Consider the following 19,651-nt stretch of genomic DNA (forward strand, 5'->3'; position numbering starts at 1 on the left):
TGTTCACGATCATCGTAAGCATTAGGATCTAATACGATACAAGTACTTTTCGGATAGCCGAAGCAATGTCATACATCGCTTGCTCATCAGCGAGCAGTACATTTTGCGCAAGCCATAGTACTTCTTTGTCACTTAGCCGTTCACTTACTGGACAATTATAAGACCTGTCTTCCCCCGTCAATGCTCGTGTAGCGTTCACAATCGCCTCGTTTCGATGAAGTGGGACATACCCAAAACTAATTGGAATGCCTTCGGCATTAACTTTGCGGATGAAGTCATTCTTGTCAATTAGATCAGTGACAGATGTATCTAGCTTGAACATGTAAAGGTGATTCGCATGCCGTGTGATACGTGGATCGGACTTCACAACGGTGATCCCATCAATTTGGCCAAGCAGCCCAGTGAGCAGCTTTGCATTGGATTCTCTAAGCAGCATTTGCTCTTCCAAACGGCTCATTTGTGCAAGTGCGATTGCCGCTTGCAGCTCTGTCATTCGATAATTTTGCCCGATGCGATCATGCTGGTACCAAGCACCTGTTCGCGAGCGACCGACATTGCATAGCGACCAAGCGATTTCAGCTAACTCCGGATTGTTGGTGAGAATAATGCCTCCTTCACCGCTATTCAAGTTTTTGCTAGATTGCAAGCTGAACGTCCCAAGATCGCCGATCGCCCCTACACTTCGACCTTCCCAGCTTGCTCCAACAGCTTGAGCAGCATCTTCGATCACTCGAAGCTTATGCACCGCAGCCACCTCGTTGATACGGCTCATGTTCGCTGGAGCACCGGCTAAATGAACAGGAATAATTGCCTTCGTTCGCGAGGTAATGGCGCCCGCAACCTGATCTGGATCGAGTAGAAGTGTATCTTCTTCAATATCAACGAACACTGGAATAGCTCCGAAAGCAAGCGCAGCTGCTGCCGTTGCAATAAACGTATATGGCGGTACGATAACCTCATCGCCTGGTTTAACTCCGGCTGCTTGCAGCGCGACTGTTATGGCAACAGTCCCGTTTACGACGCTGATCGCATGCGCCGCATCGTGAAGCTCCGCAAACCGACGCTCCATCTCAGGAAGCTTTGGGGTATACTCATGTGAATGTACGGTGCCCGTACCGCCCCATTTGCCCGAACGAATAACGTCAAGAATGAACTGTTCTTCCAATTGCCCGAAAATCGGCCAAGCCGGAAATCCATCCGTTCGAACGGGGACCCCACCTTCTACAGCAAGTGTCTGCTTCGCCATGTTCTCACCTCACCCATTTCTAACTTTTGATTCTACTTTCGTATCCACAATGACTTTGCGGCACGGTATTCCAAATTGCTTCTCATGCCCCTTTTCCGGTTTAAAATCCTCTGTTGACGTCATTGGCACCCATATAACAAGCCCTTCCATGGCTTCGTTTGCCTCCAAATGAATACTTCCGTTGTCATCAAATCCCAGGATACGAACAGCTCTTCTTAAACGCGTCCAATCCTGAATTTCCTTTGACTTCCAGAATGTGAAGCCCATCTCTCTTGCTTTTGCTACGAGAATCCGAATGGCATTCCGAACTTCTTCCCTCGTATAAATGTGTATCTGATGGAATAGAAAATGAGCAATACCATTTACTTCCCGCGCTTGCTGTAGAAACGGCTCAATCACCTTATTGTCTGCAAGATGACCCAAATCCAGATCCTGCGTCAAAAATCCGATCTCTAACACCCGATATAGGCGATTCTTTTCGTCAAACAATGCAATTGGGAAATACGGATGACAGGTACCGAATAAGAATCCGACATTCCCCTTTTTACTCGGACCTCGTGTTTGGTCACTCGAAATATTATTCTTCTCCAGCCATTGGAATAGCTCGCCCCAACCTTCCACACGAGTGTAATGGTTTTTGTTGGTCGTTACGTGTTCCAAGCCTGTTGCATGCTTCAGCCAGCGAACCTGACGGTCAAACTCCTCTTCGTCCCAGAAACCATTGTCCTTCTCCAGCGAGTTATAGTGGAAGGCGAGTTCATGTCCTGCCTGCTTCACTTGTTCATAGATATGAGCACCATAGCCAGGTTCAATCATGCACCAAGTCGTTTGAATTTGGCATTCCTCTAACAGCTCTAATGTCGCTACTGCATGCTCATCCTGATTGGAATCACTGTCATGGGAAATGGTCACAATTTGACGGATGCCATCTGGCCAATATCCAGTGAATGGCAGCGTCATACCCTTATCAATCACACATTGCAGCACATGTCTGACTAAAACTTCTCTCCAATAATCGGCATAGGGCCATGGGAAATAAGGGATGCCAGTATCCGTTTCTACTCGGTCGAATTGCCAATCCAAGGCTATACGGTCATCTGCTTTTAAAATATCCTCATTGACGTTCGCGCTGCCATCAGCAGCCGGAACGCCATCGTCCAGAACAGGTCCCGTGCCTTGCTGCATGTGAACAACAGTTAGCGGGATGTTGACTGCCCAGCGATGAATGCTTCCCTGTCCGACATCAAAGGATTGAAGTGCAGGGCCCTTTTCTGGACCATCTGGACGTCCTTGTTTGATCGTACCAACAGGTCGGCAGGAAACTGGGATGGCGTCTCCCGAACTCGTATCGCCAGCTTCTATCCAGGGATTGGCGGACAGGAATCTAAGTAAGCCAGGTTGCCCCGAGCGAGTTGGCTCTATCTCCGCATAGCCGGTACCTGTATCTCCCGTCTGGATGTATCCCAGTTGGAGAGCCATTGCGTTGATACCTGCGTACGAAATAAGAGTACCACCGTGCTCCACATACGACCACAAGATAGAAGACTTCGCTCCGCTCTCTTGGGAACAAGCAACAATGAGAATATCAAACTCCTGCAGGCTCATCGCATCTAACTTAGAAATAGATGTATATGAAATGCCAGTATGCTGTAAAATTTCCTCTATATATTTCTCGAATACATTAAGTCCATATTTCCATTTGCGTGCAGCAGCTTCATGTTCAACGAGCACACCGACTTTGGCCATCTTCATTTCAATTCCTCCATCCGCTGTCGCCTACACGATTTCCAAGCCTGATTCACTGTAATGAGCAGCCACCTTGCGTATGCCGGCAATCATATCTTCAATATCCTGTTCGCTATAGAACTCGTTGATAGGCACCCTAATGGCTTGCTTCAGAATATGTTCAGCCGTGGGGCATAGTCCTTTGCCATACATGATATCTGAGAGGTCAAATGGAAAATGACTGCCTGTATACGCTTCCCGTTTCTGAAACATGGGCTGCATATACACTGGTTGAGGAATATATCCGGCTGAGCAGTCGATCCCTTCGGCTTGAAGGGCTTCGGCGAACTCATCCCTACTGCACGAGAGAACGTTGGGGTCCATCGTAAACATATAAAACCAATATGTGCACCGACCGTCAGTCGTCACTTGATGTGGATTAATTCCCGGAATGTCTTTGATACCGGTTGTTAAACTGTCACCGTACTGGCTGCGTTGGTTACATATCCATGTTAATTTCGACAGCTGGGCTACGCCAACAGCACCCTGAAGCTCCGTCATCCGGTAATTCGGAGCGAGTAAACGCATCTCGCGTTGCACCAGATTGCCGAAGCGACCGTAATTTTTATCTGCAAACGCATGCGTCCGTTGATAATCTTCCTCTGATTGTGAGTTGATGGTGACAATGCCGCCATCTCCTGTCGAAATATGCTTGTAATCGTTGGTGCTAAAGCACCCATAATCCCCTAACGTACCAACTAAGCGACCTTTATAATAAGTCAGATAGCTTTGTGCACAGTCTTCAATAACAATCAATCCGTGCTCACGGGCAAGCTCCAAGATAGGATCCATATCTGCTGGATTGCCGGCCAAATGGACGACGATGATCGCTTTGGTCTTCGGTGTTATACGCGCTCGAATCGTTTCAGCCGTCATGTTATACGTTTGTGGATCCAAATCCGCAAATACAGGAATCGCATTTTGATACAAAATGCCAATAATAGAGCCCGCATCCGTGATGGGACTTGTAATGACTTCGTCCCCAACACTTATTCCAGCTGAACCAATCGCAACATGAAGTGCCCCAGTGCCCGATGATGTTGCGACACTGTAGGTTACACCATATAACGCATTAAATCGTTCTAAAAACTGTTTCACCTTGCGGCCGGAGTGATAAAACAGTGTATTTTGCTCAAGTGCTTCAACAAGCTCCTTAACCTCTTCTTCTCCAAATCGTCTGCCAGTACTGTAAGGAGTTGTTTTGATCTTGGCTCCACCGAGAATGGCCAACTTTTCTTTGTTCATGCCAAACCCTCTCTCGCGTTGTAATAGGAATTATTTTATATATTTCAATAGGAATAATCAGATTTAATCTTACAGCACGCCCCCCGTGCTTCGCTTGAATAACACGGGAGTCGTGTGCAACAACAGAAGAAATAACATTTCTTGATATTACGGATTCTCGGACTTAAAGACAACCGGCGTTTTAAACACTTGCGAAATCGTCTTCGCATAGTTATCGAATATTTCTTTCCCGTGATACGTGGTCATCAGTTCTTTCCGATATTTCGGCCAGTTGCTAGCATCCTTCTCTTCAAAAAGTATTTTTACCATGTAAGCACGCATTTGTGTACGGAATGCACCGATATCATAGCCTGGAGGTGGTGCAACGTTCGTGCCGAGTACAGGATACTTATACGTTTTCAGCTTCTCGATGATGGCCCGGTCATGGTCGGTTTCGCGAGGATCGATAATCGTCAGACCAATCGGGCTCGGATCTTGAACACCATATGCGAAGATGGAGCTATACACATCGAAGAAATTGCCGTTAGCTTGATTATCTTTGGTTATCGCATCAGGAATTAAGGTAATGGTATTACCATTTTTCGTATAATTGGTGCCTTCTTTCCCATAGTGCGACAACAAGTAACCTTCGGGGCTTGCTAACCAATCCATGATTTCAATACTTTTCTTGATTTTTTCAGGAGGTGTCTTGGCCCCAAACAAGAATGGAACACCAGGCAATGCGGCATAGTTAACGGCATTCGGCATAATGTGGAACGGTACAAAATCCGCCGTTTTGACGCCGCTGATATCAATCGTCTTCTTCTTTACGCTCGTAGCTACGTTATCAAAGGCAGCCGTACGCAGCAAGCTTTGGAAAATCCCCGCTTTCCCTGCTTCTACTTTCTCGAGCTCTTGCCCTGGTTTAGCTAAAAACCAGTCAGGATCCACGATTTTTAAAGCGATTGTGGCACGAATATCATCAAGCACTTTCCCCGCCCGAATATCGGATTGCGGATCTACATATTCACCGTTCGCTTGATCATACCAGAGATCAATGCCTAGTCCATTTTTATACCATTCTGGAAATTGTTTCGAAACGCCAATACCATTTCCGAATGTGGTGAAACCGTAAGTATCATTTTTACCATTGCCATCAGGGTCGCCAAAAGTGAAAGCTTTCATGACATTGATCATTTCGTCATAATTCGTAGGCACCTTCAAGCCAAGCTTATCCAGCCAGTCTTTGCGCACATAATACGATTGGTAAAGTTGCTTCTCATAAGGGACAGGCGCACGCATAAAGACTTCTTGCACTTGATAGCGGGAAATGATTTCAGGAGTTACCCACTTGTAGTAGTTGGGCATCGTTTGCGGGTTCACGTAGGGGGTCAGATCTGCCACAGCTTTATCAATAATAAATTGATTCGTTTGCGCGCCGTCGGCTTGGAACATATCAGGGGTTGCACCAGATGAAATTTTCAAATTGATTTTGGTCTTATGGTCTTCACCTGGGACGCCGTATTCCATGTTTAGTTTGACGTTGAACTTCTGCTCAATGGCTTGGCGAATGTAGTCCTTATCAGGCGCAGGCAATGAGACATCGTTAGTCGGTACGAAAGTCAACCAGTTTAAAGTCATTGGCGGAGCTTTCGTAGCTGCCGCTGTTTCAGGTGCTGCTGATGTACTTGAAGATGCGGATGGTGTAGCCGTAGCGTCGTCTTTCGAACAACCGCTTAACACAACCAAGCTGGCGATTACACCGAATGCTACCTGTTTACGCAATTTCATGCAAACGACCTCCCATTTGTACTCGAATTCATTCTCAAGTTTACTCTGGTTGCCTGTGTGACTGAAATGAAGCAAAACAAGGCATCACTCCCTTCAGGTTCGTTTGGTCGAACCGTGTTATCCCTTGATGGAACCGACAAGCATTCCTTTGATGAAATATTTCTGAATAAACGGATAGATGGCCAATAGCGGCAATGTTGTCACAACAACCGTTGCCATTCGGATTGTATCTGGCGGCAGCGTTTGTATAACAGAAGGATTCGTGTTCAACTCTTGGCTCACGCTAGACGTAACAATCATATTGCGTAGAATAACTTGTATCGGATATAATGCTCGATCTGACAGATACAAGATGGCATTGAAGTAGGAATTCCACTGAATGACCCCATAGAATAAGCCAATCGTAACGATAATCGGCATCGATAAGGGAATAACGAGCTGGAATAATGTTCTAACATCCCCGCATCCATCTACTTTCGCCGACTCTTCTATCTCCGTAGGGAAATTGATAAAGTAGGTGCGCATAATAAACATATAGAACGGCGAGACGAGTGTAGGAATAATGAGTGACCAGATTGAATTGATCAACCCCAAGCCTTTCACAACTAGATAGGTAGGCACAATGCCACCGCTAAAGAGCATCGTAAACACGATCGCCAGTAGAAAAAACCTTCCTCCAGGTACATCTTTCTTCGAAAGTGGATAGGCTAAACAAATCGTAACTAACAGACTTAAGAATGTGCCAACGACCGTAATTACAACGGATATCTTAAGCGCATCTGGCACTAGCTTGCTGCCGAAGATGGCTCGGTACGCCTGCAGCGTCACTTGCTCTGGGAATAAGACGAATCCTCCGTTACGGATTAGTTCTTTATAGGGCGTAATCGACTCAATGAACACAAAGTACAGTGGGAACACCGCAGATAAACAACAGAGCGTAAGGAAGACATAAATGACAACATCGATAATTCGATCTGATTTGGTCTTATGTACCGCATAGGACATAGGTTCCACCACCTCTTAGTAGATTCCAGAACCACCCATTTTTTTCGCGATTCGGTTAGCGCCAATGACGAGCACAAATCCAATAACTGATTTAAATACGCCCATTGCGGCTGGAACGCTGAAATCACTTTGTTCGATAATTCGGCGGAATATCCACGTATCTAGAATATCCCCGACATTCGTCACACGCGCATTGAGGAAAACATAAATCTGATCAAAGCCTGCATCGAGAATTGTCCCTAGCCGCAAGATTAACAATAAGATGAACACCTCGCGGACACCAGGCAGTGTAATATGCCAAATTTGCTTCCATCGACCTGCTCCATCCACAACGGCAGCTTCATACAGCTCTGGATTAATTGTCGCTAAGGCTGCTAAGAAGAAAATGGCTCCAAACCCCGTATTTCTCCAGACATCAGTTAAAATGATGAGCGGCCGGAAGAGATCAGAATTCGCAAGGACATTCAATTCACCCCATCCCATATTTTGATAGAACGTTGTGACGAGCCCTGTGCCTGGAGAGAAAAATGAATATACCAAACCGTATACGATGACCCATGATAAAAAGTATGGTCCGTATGTGATCGTTTGAACGATCTTTTTAAACCAAGTGACACGGATTTCATTGAGTAGCAAGGCGAGAATTAAATCAGGAAGTAGATTAAAAACGAGTCGGTAAATGCTGATGAGGAGTGTGTTTGACATGAGTCGGAGAAAATCAGGTGATTTAAAGATCGTTTCGAAATTGCGCCAACCCACCCAGGGACTATCCCAGATGCCTTTGGTGACACTGTAATCCTTGAATGCGACGAGTAAGCCAGCCATCGGTATGTAGCGAAAGATGAGGAAGTACAACAGGCCTGGGGCCATTAACAGATAGAACCATCGATATCGATATACTTTTCGAATAACACGATTTGACTTTGCACTGACGATGGAAGCCATGTGGTCACCCCCCGTTTACAATCCCATTATAATTTATATCCACAAAAAAATACAAGTGCTATACATGTTTAAATCGCGTCTTTAAATTGACCAAAACCCTTGCTATTCCTCACTTTTTTCCTGTTGTGTATTTTCCTAATATTGTTTAGAATACATACAACTGCGCAAATAGGTGGCGATTCTGATTATGAGAAAAAAGGACCAATATTGCTATTCTTCTTTGACCGATATCCTGCGGGAGCAAATACTTTCGGGATTTATTAAGAAGGATGAGTTCCTTATGTCCGAAAATGAATTAAGCAAATATTACGAGCTCAGCCGCAGCTCCGTTCGCAAATCGCTTGACCTCCTGTTGAAGGAAGGGCTCGTTGTGAAAAAAGCCGGACTGGGCACATTCGTCTCCCCTAACGTCACTGTGCGGAAATCGAAGCGAAAAGTATTGCGCATTTTGACAATTACGCCCTCTTACTTTGTCGATCACTGCTTACCTTTCATTTGCGAAACGTTCGAACAACAGCACCTCGACGTGGACATTAAATTGCTGAGCTTTCCTATCGCACAATTCTGGGAATCCCTTCATAAGTGCATCGAAATGGGCATCCAACCAGACATTTGTATCATTACGGACACGATCTTCCAAGAGCTTAAATCGATGGATGATTTCGTTAGTTTAGAGCGGATTATGAACGATGAGCTGAATCGGATGTACCCTAAGCTGCTCGACGGATTTCGCAAGGATGGCAGTGTCAAAGCAATACCTGTCACATTTTCGGGTATCTGCCTCGCCTATAATCCTCGCATGTTCGACAAATACAACATCGAAGCACCGCGTCATGGATGGGATAAGGAAGCATTTATCGAGACAGCTGGAAGATTGACATTTGATACGAACGATGACGGTATTATCGATAATTATGGTTTTTCACTACCCTCGACGCTTAACCGATGGAACGTAATCGCTATGCAGCATGGCTTTGACTTTCATAAGCCGAATAAGAAAGCGCTTCTAGACACGCTGACCTTTATGCACGATATGATCTATCGAAAAAGAAGCGCGCTCGTTTCTCATATGCAACTTCATCGCGTTGCATTCCAAAGCGAGCAAGTCGCCATGATGTTGACAACAACCATCGAGCTTGCTGGATTTGGCGACAAGCTGCCCTTCGAGCCCAAATTCGCGCCGATGCCATTCGGGGATTCACCGAATACTTTGCTTATCGCGAATGCATTGATGGTTCATTCCGCAAGTACGGAACGTGAACTGGCGATCCAATTTCTGCAGACTGCTTGCCATCCGGTTGTGCAAGCCAAAATCGGAGAATCACGCTTCCTCTCTGTCCTTCACGAGATTAATCAGCAGCTGTGGGACCCGCTTGATTTGGCGTCGCTCCATATTTCTGATGGTCAATTACATGATGCCTTCTATCAACATGAAACCATCTCCGACACACAACTGATGCAAGAGGTTAACAATGAGATGATGCTTTATTGGGAAGGTATGGAATCCGCCGAACAATGTGCCAAACGGTTACAGAAGCTGCTTTCACCACGTAAAAAAGTGGCAAGTAGATAAAACATCAAAAAATGTAAGCCTACACTAACTTAGGCTTGCATTTTTCTCATGCTATTGCAATTTAATCATAACATCATCTGCCCGTGCTTTACCCCCAACTCTTCTCTTTAAAAATGTGTGCCTTCCTCATTCCATTGCTGCTGGATGCTACATATGCTAGTACTAGTTGGACAACCTGATTGTCGGAGGCGATACGCGTGTTAAGCCCAGAAGATGCTAATACAATTATTGAGACCTTTTTGAGTCCAATGTGGTATTTCGTCACCTCACAAGAGGATAAGGATGAAATTCATCGACTTGCCAATGAATTACGATTAGCTTCAGGCCAGACTCAGAATTAACAGAATTCAGACTTTATTATTAAGGGGGAGGTTGAGGGTGCTGCATGAGAATGATGCTGTCAAAATAATAGAATCCTTTCTTCTACCGCGTTTGAAACTCCTCAAATCTCAAATAGAAAAAGATGAAATTCACCGTCTAGCTGACGAACTTAGAAAAGCTGCAGGCAATTCCCCTCTGCTACGTTTTTCTGTTGTCAGTGATATTCACATTCAATACTGGGATACACAAGCTCAGAGTAAATTAGGTGCTGCTTTAGACGATCTAAATCAATTGATCCCGAGTCTAGATGCTTTAGTAATTAACGGCGACCTCGGCGACGGACGTTCCAATGACTATTCGATGCTGACTTCCATTCTGCAGAAGCATCCGCTTCCGAATCAAATCTGTTTTACAATTGGCAATCACGATTACTACAAAGCCTATTACAATGCCTCTGGAGATTGGTCGCCAAGCACTTTCCCCAATGGAGAATCTGACAGCGCTTCTATGGAACGGTTTTTATCCTTTACCAAAATGACTAGCGTCTATTACGATCGTTGGATTCAGGGCTATCATTTTATTTTTTTAGGTTCCGAACAATATCGACAATCTAATCCAAACAATAATGAAGATGCCTGGTTGTCCTTGGCGCAATTAAAATGGTTACAAAGTCAGTTACAAGATAACTATATCAAACATAAGCCGCTGTTCGTCTTTCTGCATCAGCCACTGCAAGGGACAGTATCTGGCAGTCTATCACGTGGGATTGTACAGCATAATGAATTGAAACAATTGTTATCCCAATACCCGGAAGTCATTTTGTTCACCGGGCATACCCACTGGGAATTGCAATTGACTTCTACGCTGATCAGGGATGTATTCACAATGGTCAATAGCTCTTCCGTAAGTTACCCCTACGACAGTAACGACCAATTAATTCAAGGAAATCGTTCAGAAGGCTTGGTTATTGTTGTATACGCGGATCGTATTCATGTTCGAGGGCGAGACTTTTATAATCAAGCATGGATCCCAGAGGCTGATTATCTCGTAAAGCTATAAAAAGATTAAACGAAAAAAGACCGGACACGGTTACGTGACTGGTCCTTATTTCATTTATATGGCTTCGATAAGTGACGTAACATCCCATTCGAGTTTGGCTTCATTGGTTGCGTCTACAGTTGTCTTCTATTTACCACTTTTTTGAAAAACGAGTGATATCTTCTTGTGACAGTTCCTTCCCCAACAAGACTTCCATCAATTCAAGATTAGTAACTGCTTTGATGCCATGCTTAATGCCAGCGGGAATATGCAAAACATCGCCAGCCTGCCGTCTATACAGTTTGTCCCCCATAAGAATTTCCGCAATGCCTGACAGAATGGTTAGGCTTTCTTTCCGATTCGCATGTCGATGATAGCTGGTCATCTCCCCGAGGGCGAGCTTCACAATTTTAATCATGCCTTCTTTCCCATGGTCGTCAACCCTCCAATATTTCAAAATTTGATAAGAGCCCCATCTTTTTTCCACGTACATCGGAATCTTAGGGACTTGTGAGAGGCTTTCCTTAATCAGATGAGCTTTCTCCTTGTTCGCAATCAAGATACCGTCTGCATTTGCCGCGACAATGAGATCCGATACACCAATGACTTCTATGGGATACGTAAGTTCGTTTATGAGATGTGTATTAACGGAATCATCTGAGATTCTTCCTGGTCCAATAACGCTTTGCTCACAGTGAGTGGTTAGCGCCTTCCATGTGCCCACATCATGCCATAAACCTTCATACCTTACAACCACTGCGTTTTGATTAAGCTCAACGACTTCACGATCGAAGCTTGTATTGGCAAGTTGTTCATAATTTGCCAACCATGTCTCAACAAGAGCTGGCTCCGCTTTGTCCTTCAAATAGGTCATCATGAACCCTAAGGGAAATGCGAATACACCGCAGTTCCACAAAGCCTGATGATCAATTAAATGTGCGGCAGCTTCCTCATTCGGCTTTTCGATGAAGTGATGAATACTAGCAAATTCTTCGTTTTCTTCAGGGAGTACTGGAACAATATAGCCGAATTGATCAGAGGGCATCGTCGGGTTGGTCCCAAGAAGAGCAAGATCAGCTTTAGATCGTGCAATGATCTCAGGAAGGCGATGAAGTAACTGGAAAAATGCGGAATCTGCATAAGTGTCCACGGGGAGAATACAGATCGTTTCATCCGAATCAACTAACATTTTCTCATGCAAATATGTGACAGCTAAAGCGATGGCTGCATAAGTTCCTCTTTTATATGGTTCACTTATGATAGGGATGTGTTCGCCAACATAGGTTCGTGTTATTTCTACTTGACTGTGATGCGTGACAATACATGTGGATTGCAGTAAGCCTACTTCATCCAATTGTCTGCATATTCGCTCAATCATTGATTCTCTAATCCCATTTTCGGATTTCAAAAGCTTAAGAAACACCTTGGAGCGAATCTCGTTGGATAAAGGCCATAGCCTTTTACCTGATCCCCCGCACAATAGTACAATACGCAAGCCAAATACTCCTTTCCTGGGGGACATCAACCTTCACCCTTATTTCTTTGATTGAATGACCTTCTCAACCACAAGTTTCATCAACATCCCCGCGCGCGCCCAGGTCAAATGAAGGACATCTAATCTTCCCTGTTTTCCCTTTAGCTTGCATAAACCAGGATTCTCGTAAGCCTTCCTCATGTTCATTCGCAAACTAAGATGATCCGGTTCTGCCCATAGTTGTCCCTTCTCTGCAAATAAGTAACTGAATGATTTTGAAATGGCATGTGGACTATTCATACTAACGGCTGGGTTCTTCAATTGGTAAGAAATGAGGAACGAGTTATTGTGCGTTAGGAAATCCATCTGCCCTCCCCAAGCGGTCGTGATCACTGGGGTGCCGCTAGCCAACGCTTCTAGAAATGGGAGTCCTACCCCCTCGCCTCGCGTAGGAAGGACGAAGGCATTCCCAAGTGTATATAAACCTTTCAACTGACTTTCACTAAGTCGTCGGCCTATAATGACAACAGGGGCCGTATCCTTGTGTATACCCAATCTCTGTTTGTATTGCCAGATTTGTCGCTGAATCCATTTTTCATTCTCATAGGGCTCATAGCCATTCGTTTTAATCACAAGGATAACGTTATCTTTGGAGGAAAATTCTTCCCAGTACGCACGCAGCAAGCCTTCTGGGTTTTTACGATGCTGAAACCCAAATACAGACACGAAAGTAAACTTGCCTGCCGCACGCGGCAAAACAAATTTTTTATTGTTTGGATGAAATGCTTTCGTATCTACACCATGAGGAACAATGTAGATCGGGACGGTAACCCCGCTGTTCAGCAGCGCCCGCTTATTATGTTGTGTAGGAACACATATTGCATCAAATTTGTTCATATGAGAAAGCCATTCATTAGGCGTTTTGCTTGTTTCCCAAACGGTATTTAGAATGATCGGATCGTATAAGCTTCGCTCACTACTCCACTGAATATGGCTCGGAACATTGTGATAGATAAGCACTCTTTTGCCTAGAGATGATCTTTTACCAATTCTCAAATGGCCTAGCCTTACATCAACGCCTTTCCGTCTCAGGGAAGCAGCGTATGTTCTGCTTGCATGACCCAGTCCACTTGCTTTGTATACGGGTCCTTTCCAGACCACAACATAACGCTTCATCGGGTCACCAACTTGGCCGTTTTAACATACCCCTTACGTTTATGCAGAGAGATGGATCGGTATCTTTTAGCCAAGTAAGACATCCTAGAAGATGTAATTTGGGAATTACTCAGATGTAAGCCCTTATTCATTGCAGGCTTTAAAATCATCTTGTCAGCCTCGGAGGAATACAGAAAATTGCCATACGTTTCAAATTCAGAAAAAGCAAACTGTTTGGATCTATTCATACTTTTCATAATTGCGGAATACCAGGAACTCTTATGTTTGGACTCGATGGTTTGTTTCAACTGCTTGACTTTAGATTTCTCGAACAGCATGTAATGAGTAACGAAAGACAATCGAGCTGATCGATTTCTGCCCATTAATTTTCGATACGTGTTGAAATATTCGCTCTGACTCCAGTTCCGACAATAAAACACCGTCTTGTCTCCTACTTTGAAGACATGCGGTCGAATCAACACCGTATCGGCATCGATGACCATATAATATTTTGACGAGCATAAGGTATCACCATTCAACTTAAGTAGCTGTTGGTACAGCCATCCTGTCCGATCCCACGTTTTGGATTGATAATGGATGTCCTTCTTCGTGATGGGGAGAACGGTATCCTCATGAACGAATCGACATCTTTTCTTCTCACACAGATCGAGAATCCTTTGTTTCCACGGAGCCACAATGATGATTTCACCAATTGGATGTTTGACATATTTTCTTACCGCGTCAATAACAAGGGGGAGAGTCCCCAGATCCTTCTCAATCGCTGGGATTAGCACATCAATTTGGGGTGTCTTGCTAATCTCCTCTTTAATTTGCATGAACATTAACTCATCTCCATTATTCAAACGTATGGATTATCATATGTCAGGAGAATGAAATGGCATGGGTTAAGAGACATGAGACATGCACAAAAAAAGCTGCCAAGGATTAGATCCCTGACAGCTCATTCAACCTATTCGATTTATTCCAAAAGCCCGCCTAGCTCGGACGCTTTGATTTCTGCATGCGTTTTAGTCCCAGGCGTTAAGCCAAGTCTTTGCGTCATTTGCTGGCTTATATTGCCAAGCCGTTGGGTGTGCTCTGTGGCAGATTGAATGATTGTCCGATTCGACTGTTCAAATAAATCCAAAGCAGCGAAAAGATCGGTCATTCCTCTTTCAATCGAGTCCATTTGCAATCCTGGTTTTCCAAGCAACTCATTCGTTCTTTGCGTCGTTTCTTTCAACAAGCGCGAATTATCCTCAAACATTTTATTCAGTGTCGAGTTCGCGGAATTGACAGCTTCAATCGTTTGAACTTGATCCTCAATCGCCATGGAGATCATAGCAGACACGGTAAGTAGATTTTGCGTTTTATCAATCGTTGCATCTACGGCATCAATGAGTTTGTCATTGTTGTCATTAATGATATCTGTTCCTGCAATCGCTTGTTGATACAGAATGACCATCTCTTGAAAGGACTGAATGCGCGTCACAACCTTACGAAGTCCTCTCTCCAAATGTGTTTTACGGTGCTCATTCTCAGGCTTAGCAATTTCAACTTCGAAAAGCTGCTTTAAATTCTCCCCCATCGCAATTCGCATTTGCAAATTATAGACAGATTCAATTGAATTTTTCTTCAGCGTCTTCATATAAGCCATGTTCTCTTCCAGCGTTTCCTTCCCATTACGAAGGGATTGCACAATCGCATTTACATTTGTTTTCACAGACTGATACTTGTAAATATAGTTCTTAAGAGGCGTCTTCTTCATCATTTTCTCAAAAAAGCCAAGCTGTTTGCTCTTACTTAACGAATCAATTTCGCCGCGCAGCTTCAAAATGTTGTTTTGAACCTCTGAGCGTTTGCCCGACATCAATTCATTCACTGGGCGTTCTAGCATCGCTAGAGATTGTCCAGCCTGTTCCATCGTTTTGGATCCCATGCGTCCAATCGAATCCATTAAGGTTTCTAATTCCATCGTATCGGTCGACGAAACTTTCTCAAGTAATTGTTTGGCTTCTTGCTCTACTTTCTGCAAATCGGTCGATTTTAATTGCACCAATTGGGTTGACAAGATTTCCATGCCTCCTTAGTCTGTTGAACGATAACGCTGTTGAATTAATTCCATGCGTGTCTGCAATTCAATTAAGTCTTTTTGCTCGATCGTTTCTACATAGTCGGTGAGCTTAGAGTTAATATCTTTGATTCCTGTAAGAAGAAGTCGACGATTTAACCGTTTCGCTTCCCCTCCCAACTTCAGAAAGGGATTAATCGCACCATTTAAATCCTTAAAGATCAATCTTTGTATGTTATGATTCATATTTGCATCGTTAAGCTCTTTCAGTTGTGGAATTAAACGACCAACTCGGGAGAGTAAGCTAAGTGTCTTTTCGACAATTTCATCATCTAATGTATTCTTCTGACCCTCCGAGATCATCGTTTCTTCAATGACATGGATGTACTCGGCAATCGGTCCCCAGAAAGGGTCACTTTCAGCTTTAAGTTCATCTTCACTAGTAGATATAACAGCCGGTGCAGGTGTCCTATTGGGAGCAGGTTCGCTTATAACTCCGGGAGTCGTCGTTCCCTTTATGGCTTTGGAAGAACGTTGTAGAACAAGTATTGTTCCAAATGTCAACGCTGCTGGCACTAATAAATTAATGGATTCCGGCAAGAAACTAGTCGTAATGAGACTGACGACATAGCCTGCAATGGAGACGCCTGCTGCGACTTTGAATTGCTTTTGCATACACTTTCACACCCCTGTTCCATCGTGTTACCCACTAAAATCATATCTCCACTAGCGATTGATGTCAATTTATAGCAGGAAAAAGCCAGATAAACGCATCACGCGTCTACTGGCTTTACTATTTTTCATCACTTGTATCTGATTATCCTTTCACAGCTGTATTGGAAATTCCCTGAATGATGAACTTCTGACCCAGCATGAAAACGAGAATCATCGGCAGAATTGCTGCACTGGCAGCAGCCATCATTCCGTTATAATCAACATTAAATTCCATAATAAAATTTTGCAAACCTAACGGAATTGTATATAATTTGCGATCTGTCAGAAACACGAGCGCGTTCTCGTAATCGTTCCAATGCCAAGAGAAATCGATGATCGCTAACGTCGCCATCGCAGGCTTAGCTAAAGGAAGCATTAGTTGAAGAAATATGCGATAATGACCGGCTCCATCCATGAAGGCTGATTCTGAAATTTCGGATGGAATCCGAATGAAAAATTGTCTCATTAAAAATACACCGAAAATTGATATCATACCAGGCAAAATAAGTGCCCAAAGTGTATTATAAATGCCCACCCATTCAAACATGATAAATTTGGGAACGAACAATACCTGAGGTGGAATCATCATCATAGACAAGTAGATTAGAAACAATGTATCTCTACCTTTGAACGTAATTCTGGCAAAGCTATAAGCTGCCAATGACGAAAGTAAAGTTGCACCAATTGTACAAACAACCGCTACTTTTATTGAGTTCATATAGTACGTAGCAAAGCCCATGCTGCCAGTCCAAACTCGGATATGATGCTCCATATTAAAATGGGAAGGAATCCAGCGGATGGGATATTCAAATACTTCAGCTGGCGATTTAAAAGACGTACTGATCATCCAGATGAATGGCATAATCATGGCCAAGCCGAGGATAAACATGATAAGTGTCGTTCCTGCTTTTATAAGGGTTGAGAGCGGAAATCGCCTCTTGGTTCGAGCTTTTACACCTGCCCTAATGTCTGATTGCACAGTAGCCATAGAGGTTACCTCCTACTCAATTATTCTAATAATGAACCCATTTCTTTTGACCAAACCATTGGACGAATGTAATCGCCGCAATAATTAAGAACAATACCCAAGATATCGTGGATGCGTAGCCCATCTCATAGTAGCCAAACGCATTTTTATAGACGAATAGAGACAATATTGTTGTACTATTACCAGGACCACCTTGTGTAATCGCTTGAATCAAACCAAACGATTTGATGGTCATAATTAAGCCGGTAATGAGAAGTAAGAACGTCGTCGGACTGACGATTGGGAAAATGATAGACTTGATTTTTACCCATCCGCTCGCGCCATCCACTTTAGCAGCTTCAAGCAGCTCGGGAGATATTTCCTGTAAGGCTGCCAAATAAATAATCATATTATAGCCGAGCATGAACCAGATCCAGATGATATCAATGGCCATCATGGACGTTCCCGTTGTAGACAACCAACCCGGTGGATTTGAAACACCTACAGCTCTTAATAGTTGATTAATCGGGCCTTCCGAAGGTTGAAACAGCAGCATCCATACGAAAGCAACAGCCACGCCACTCGTAATGTAGGGTAGGAAATACATGGCACGCAGCAATCCTTTGGCATACACATGCTTATTCAATACAAGTGCTACAAGAAACGCAAGCATGATGGAAATAGGTACCGATAATAGATACCATCCCGTATTTCGGAGTGAAACGTAGAATAGATCATCATGGATGAGACGCTTGAAATTATCAATGCCCACGAAATGATAATTGGGATTGGCGAATTGATAATTCGTGAAAATGAGACCGAAAGAGAATATCGCCGGTACAATAAAAAAGAGGATAACGCCCAGCATGTTAGGTGCAATAAATAAATAGCCGGTGAAACTTTGTCTGGCAATCCAGTTTTTCTTCACATCCGATAACCTCCCTTAGTATACATACAGGGGAACCAGCCGAAGCCAATCCCCCTGCTTTCCTAATTATTTCGTTGTTTTCATATATTCAGTATGGCGTTTAACCATTGCAGCTAATGTCGCCCCAGTATCTTGCTTGCCTAAGAAAAACTTCTCATATTCCTCCCTGCGTAGGTCCATAACTTGTTGAGGCAGGTTACGCGTAAACGTAGGAGTCTTGTTCTCAAAGAGTACAAATTTCAAAGAAGGAATGTCATAAGTACTTTCGTTTTCACCTAATAGAAGCTTTAGAGCATCCTCAACATTCGCATCCTTGGAAGATGGAATCCGTCCGCCGGACGCAAGAGGCAGTAATCCACCGTCTGCATACCATTTCAGGAATTTCCATGCTGCATCTTTATTAGCCGTCTTCGCATTGATCGAAACGAAATCTCCTAACCCACCACGGCCAATACTATTTTGCTCATTACTATCTAGTCTAGGAACAGGCGCGAAAGCGATTTTGAACGTCCTTGGATTATCTTTCATGTTATTTGAATTCCGGAAAATCCATGAACCCGCGTTCAGCATTGCGCTCTCACCTTTAAGAAACATCGTTTCTACAGGCATCTTGGTTGTCAGCTGTTCGCCAAGCATTGGTGTACTTTTGTCCTTCATCATGGTATTCAACGTATCTAACCAAGTGCCAACCAATGGATTGTCAAGATTTGAGCTGCCATCTTTCTTCGTATAACCGTCATGGGTCAATGCGGCATCTAAGGAATCTGGGAATGATTCTAAATGCTGGACAAGTCCAAAGCGCTTATCAGCCTTCAATTTCGTGGCATAATCCTGCATATCCTTCCATGTCCAGGACGTAGGCACTTTGAGTCCAGCCTGATCGAGCATCTCTTTGTTAAACCATACGAAGAACGTGCTCTTTACAGTTGGGATTCCGTAATACTTACCATTAACTTGCCAATCCTTTGTCGTCGAGCCCATCTTCTGCTCAATGTTATAATCGGTATTGCTGCTTAAGTCCAACGCTACGCCAGCATCCACACGCTTCTTCAATGCTGTACCTGTATAGTTCACGAATAAATCAACACTTTGACCTGTGAGCAAGGCTGTATCTAACTTCAGATTACCTGCATCGTCATTTACATAGCGTTCGTACTCCACTTGAATGTCTGGGTTTTTCGCATTCCAATTGTCGACCACCGCTTGAGGACCGGATTCTGGCGGAACGCCTCCCCACATTTTCAGCTTAACGACCTTACCAGGTGCTGCTGTTGCACTAGGACTAGAAGTAGTACTAGCGCTGCTGGAGGTTGAGTCACCAGATGTATTACCGCATGCTGTAAGACCTAAAGTAAGAGCTAGTGCACCAAGCATCATTGTGTTCTTTCTCTTTGTCATTTGGATTGACCTCCTG

General features: G+C 43.9%; 17 protein-coding genes. 3 read left to right on the forward strand and 14 right to left on the reverse strand.

Annotated features, from left to right (window positions below; translation table 11 throughout):
• Positions 1-28 precede the first annotated feature (28 nt).
• From ACSQ8P_RS19235 to ACSQ8P_RS19260, 6 genes are all read right to left on the reverse strand, one after another.
• Positions 29-1,246 (reverse strand): DegT/DnrJ/EryC1/StrS family aminotransferase, encoded by a 1,218-nt coding sequence (locus tag ACSQ8P_RS19235; RefSeq protein WP_436236645.1) that lies wholly within the window; start codon positions 1,244-1,246, stop codon positions 29-31.
• Between the two features lie 9 nt (positions 1,247-1,255).
• Positions 1,256-2,998 (reverse strand): hypothetical protein, encoded by a 1,743-nt coding sequence (locus ACSQ8P_RS19240; RefSeq protein WP_436236646.1) that lies wholly within the window; start codon positions 2,996-2,998, stop codon positions 1,256-1,258.
• A 24-nt stretch (positions 2,999-3,022) separates the two neighbouring features.
• Positions 3,023-4,276, reverse strand: a complete 1,254-nt coding sequence (locus ACSQ8P_RS19245; RefSeq protein ID WP_436236647.1) for a DegT/DnrJ/EryC1/StrS family aminotransferase — start codon at positions 4,274-4,276, stop codon at positions 3,023-3,025.
• 147 nt (positions 4,277-4,423) lie between these two features.
• Positions 4,424-6,046: a hypothetical protein gene (locus ACSQ8P_RS19250; RefSeq protein ID WP_436236648.1), complete on the reverse strand. Its 1,623-nt coding sequence runs from the start codon at positions 6,044-6,046 to the stop codon at positions 4,424-4,426.
• A 117-nt stretch (positions 6,047-6,163) separates the two neighbouring features.
• Positions 6,164-7,051 (reverse strand): carbohydrate ABC transporter permease, encoded by an 888-nt coding sequence (locus ACSQ8P_RS19255; RefSeq protein ID WP_436236649.1) that lies wholly within the window; start codon positions 7,049-7,051, stop codon positions 6,164-6,166.
• A gap of 15 nt (positions 7,052-7,066) precedes the next feature.
• Complete coding sequence (locus ACSQ8P_RS19260) at positions 7,067-7,996, reverse strand: ABC transporter permease (RefSeq protein ID WP_436236650.1); 930 nt, start codon at positions 7,994-7,996, stop codon at positions 7,067-7,069.
• Between the two features lie 187 nt (positions 7,997-8,183).
• On the opposite strand from ACSQ8P_RS19260, the gene ACSQ8P_RS19265 reads away from it, so the two are divergent.
• The 3 genes from ACSQ8P_RS19265 to ACSQ8P_RS19275 all read left to right on the forward strand — a co-directional run bounded on the left by ACSQ8P_RS19265 (position 8,184) and on the right by ACSQ8P_RS19275 (position 10,949).
• The gene (locus ACSQ8P_RS19265; protein ID WP_436236651.1) at positions 8,184-9,569 is read left to right on the forward strand and encodes an extracellular solute-binding protein; all 1,386 of its coding nucleotides are present in this window, start codon (positions 8,184-8,186) and stop codon (positions 9,567-9,569) included.
• Positions 9,570-9,766: 197 nt separating this feature from the next.
• Entirely contained in the window at positions 9,767-9,910 is a 144-nt protein-coding gene (locus tag ACSQ8P_RS19270) for a hypothetical protein (RefSeq protein WP_436236652.1), read from the forward strand.
• Between the two features lie 37 nt (positions 9,911-9,947).
• Positions 9,948-10,949 (forward strand): metallophosphoesterase family protein, encoded by a 1,002-nt coding sequence (locus tag ACSQ8P_RS19275; protein WP_436236653.1) that lies wholly within the window; start codon positions 9,948-9,950, stop codon positions 10,947-10,949.
• A gap of 130 nt (positions 10,950-11,079) precedes the next feature.
• Here ACSQ8P_RS19275 and ACSQ8P_RS19280 read toward each other — a convergent pair whose 3' ends face one another.
• The 8 genes from ACSQ8P_RS19280 to ACSQ8P_RS19315 all read right to left on the reverse strand — a co-directional run bounded on the left by ACSQ8P_RS19280 (position 11,080) and on the right by ACSQ8P_RS19315 (position 19,635).
• A complete protein-coding gene (locus ACSQ8P_RS19280) occupies positions 11,080-12,423 on the reverse strand; it encodes a sugar phosphate nucleotidyltransferase (RefSeq protein ID WP_436236654.1) in 1,344 nt (447 codons plus the stop codon).
• A gap of 39 nt (positions 12,424-12,462) precedes the next feature.
• Positions 12,463-13,578 (reverse strand): glycosyltransferase family 4 protein, encoded by a 1,116-nt coding sequence (locus tag ACSQ8P_RS19285; RefSeq protein WP_436236655.1) that lies wholly within the window; start codon positions 13,576-13,578, stop codon positions 12,463-12,465.
• Positions 13,575-14,399: a DUF6492 family protein gene (locus tag ACSQ8P_RS19290; protein WP_436236656.1), complete on the reverse strand. Its 825-nt coding sequence runs from the start codon at positions 14,397-14,399 to the stop codon at positions 13,575-13,577. The genes ACSQ8P_RS19285 and ACSQ8P_RS19290 overlap by 4 nt, the downstream gene beginning before the upstream one ends.
• A 137-nt stretch (positions 14,400-14,536) precedes the next feature.
• Positions 14,537-15,628, reverse strand: a complete 1,092-nt coding sequence (locus ACSQ8P_RS19295) for a toxic anion resistance protein (RefSeq protein WP_436236657.1) — start codon at positions 15,626-15,628, stop codon at positions 14,537-14,539.
• 15 nt (positions 15,629-15,643) lie between these two features.
• On the reverse strand, positions 15,644-16,303 hold the full coding sequence (locus ACSQ8P_RS19300; protein ID WP_436236658.1) for a hypothetical protein: 660 nt from the start codon (positions 16,301-16,303) through the stop codon (positions 15,644-15,646).
• A gap of 142 nt (positions 16,304-16,445) precedes the next feature.
• A complete protein-coding gene (locus tag ACSQ8P_RS19305) occupies positions 16,446-17,231 on the reverse strand; it encodes a carbohydrate ABC transporter permease (RefSeq protein WP_436239559.1) in 786 nt (261 codons plus the stop codon).
• Positions 17,232-17,355: 124 nt separating this feature from the next.
• Positions 17,356-18,237 (reverse strand): carbohydrate ABC transporter permease, encoded by an 882-nt coding sequence (locus ACSQ8P_RS19310; protein WP_436236659.1) that lies wholly within the window; start codon positions 18,235-18,237, stop codon positions 17,356-17,358.
• Positions 18,238-18,303: 66 nt separating this feature from the next.
• The gene (locus tag ACSQ8P_RS19315) at positions 18,304-19,635 is read right to left on the reverse strand and encodes an ABC transporter substrate-binding protein (RefSeq protein WP_436236660.1); all 1,332 of its coding nucleotides are present in this window, start codon (positions 19,633-19,635) and stop codon (positions 18,304-18,306) included.
• Positions 19,636-19,651 lie beyond the last annotated feature (16 nt).

Origin of the sequence: Paenibacillus sp. LjRoot153, assembly GCF_964253085.1 — a bacterium.
GTDB lineage: Bacteria > Bacillota > Bacilli > Paenibacillales > NBRC-103111 > Paenibacillus_E.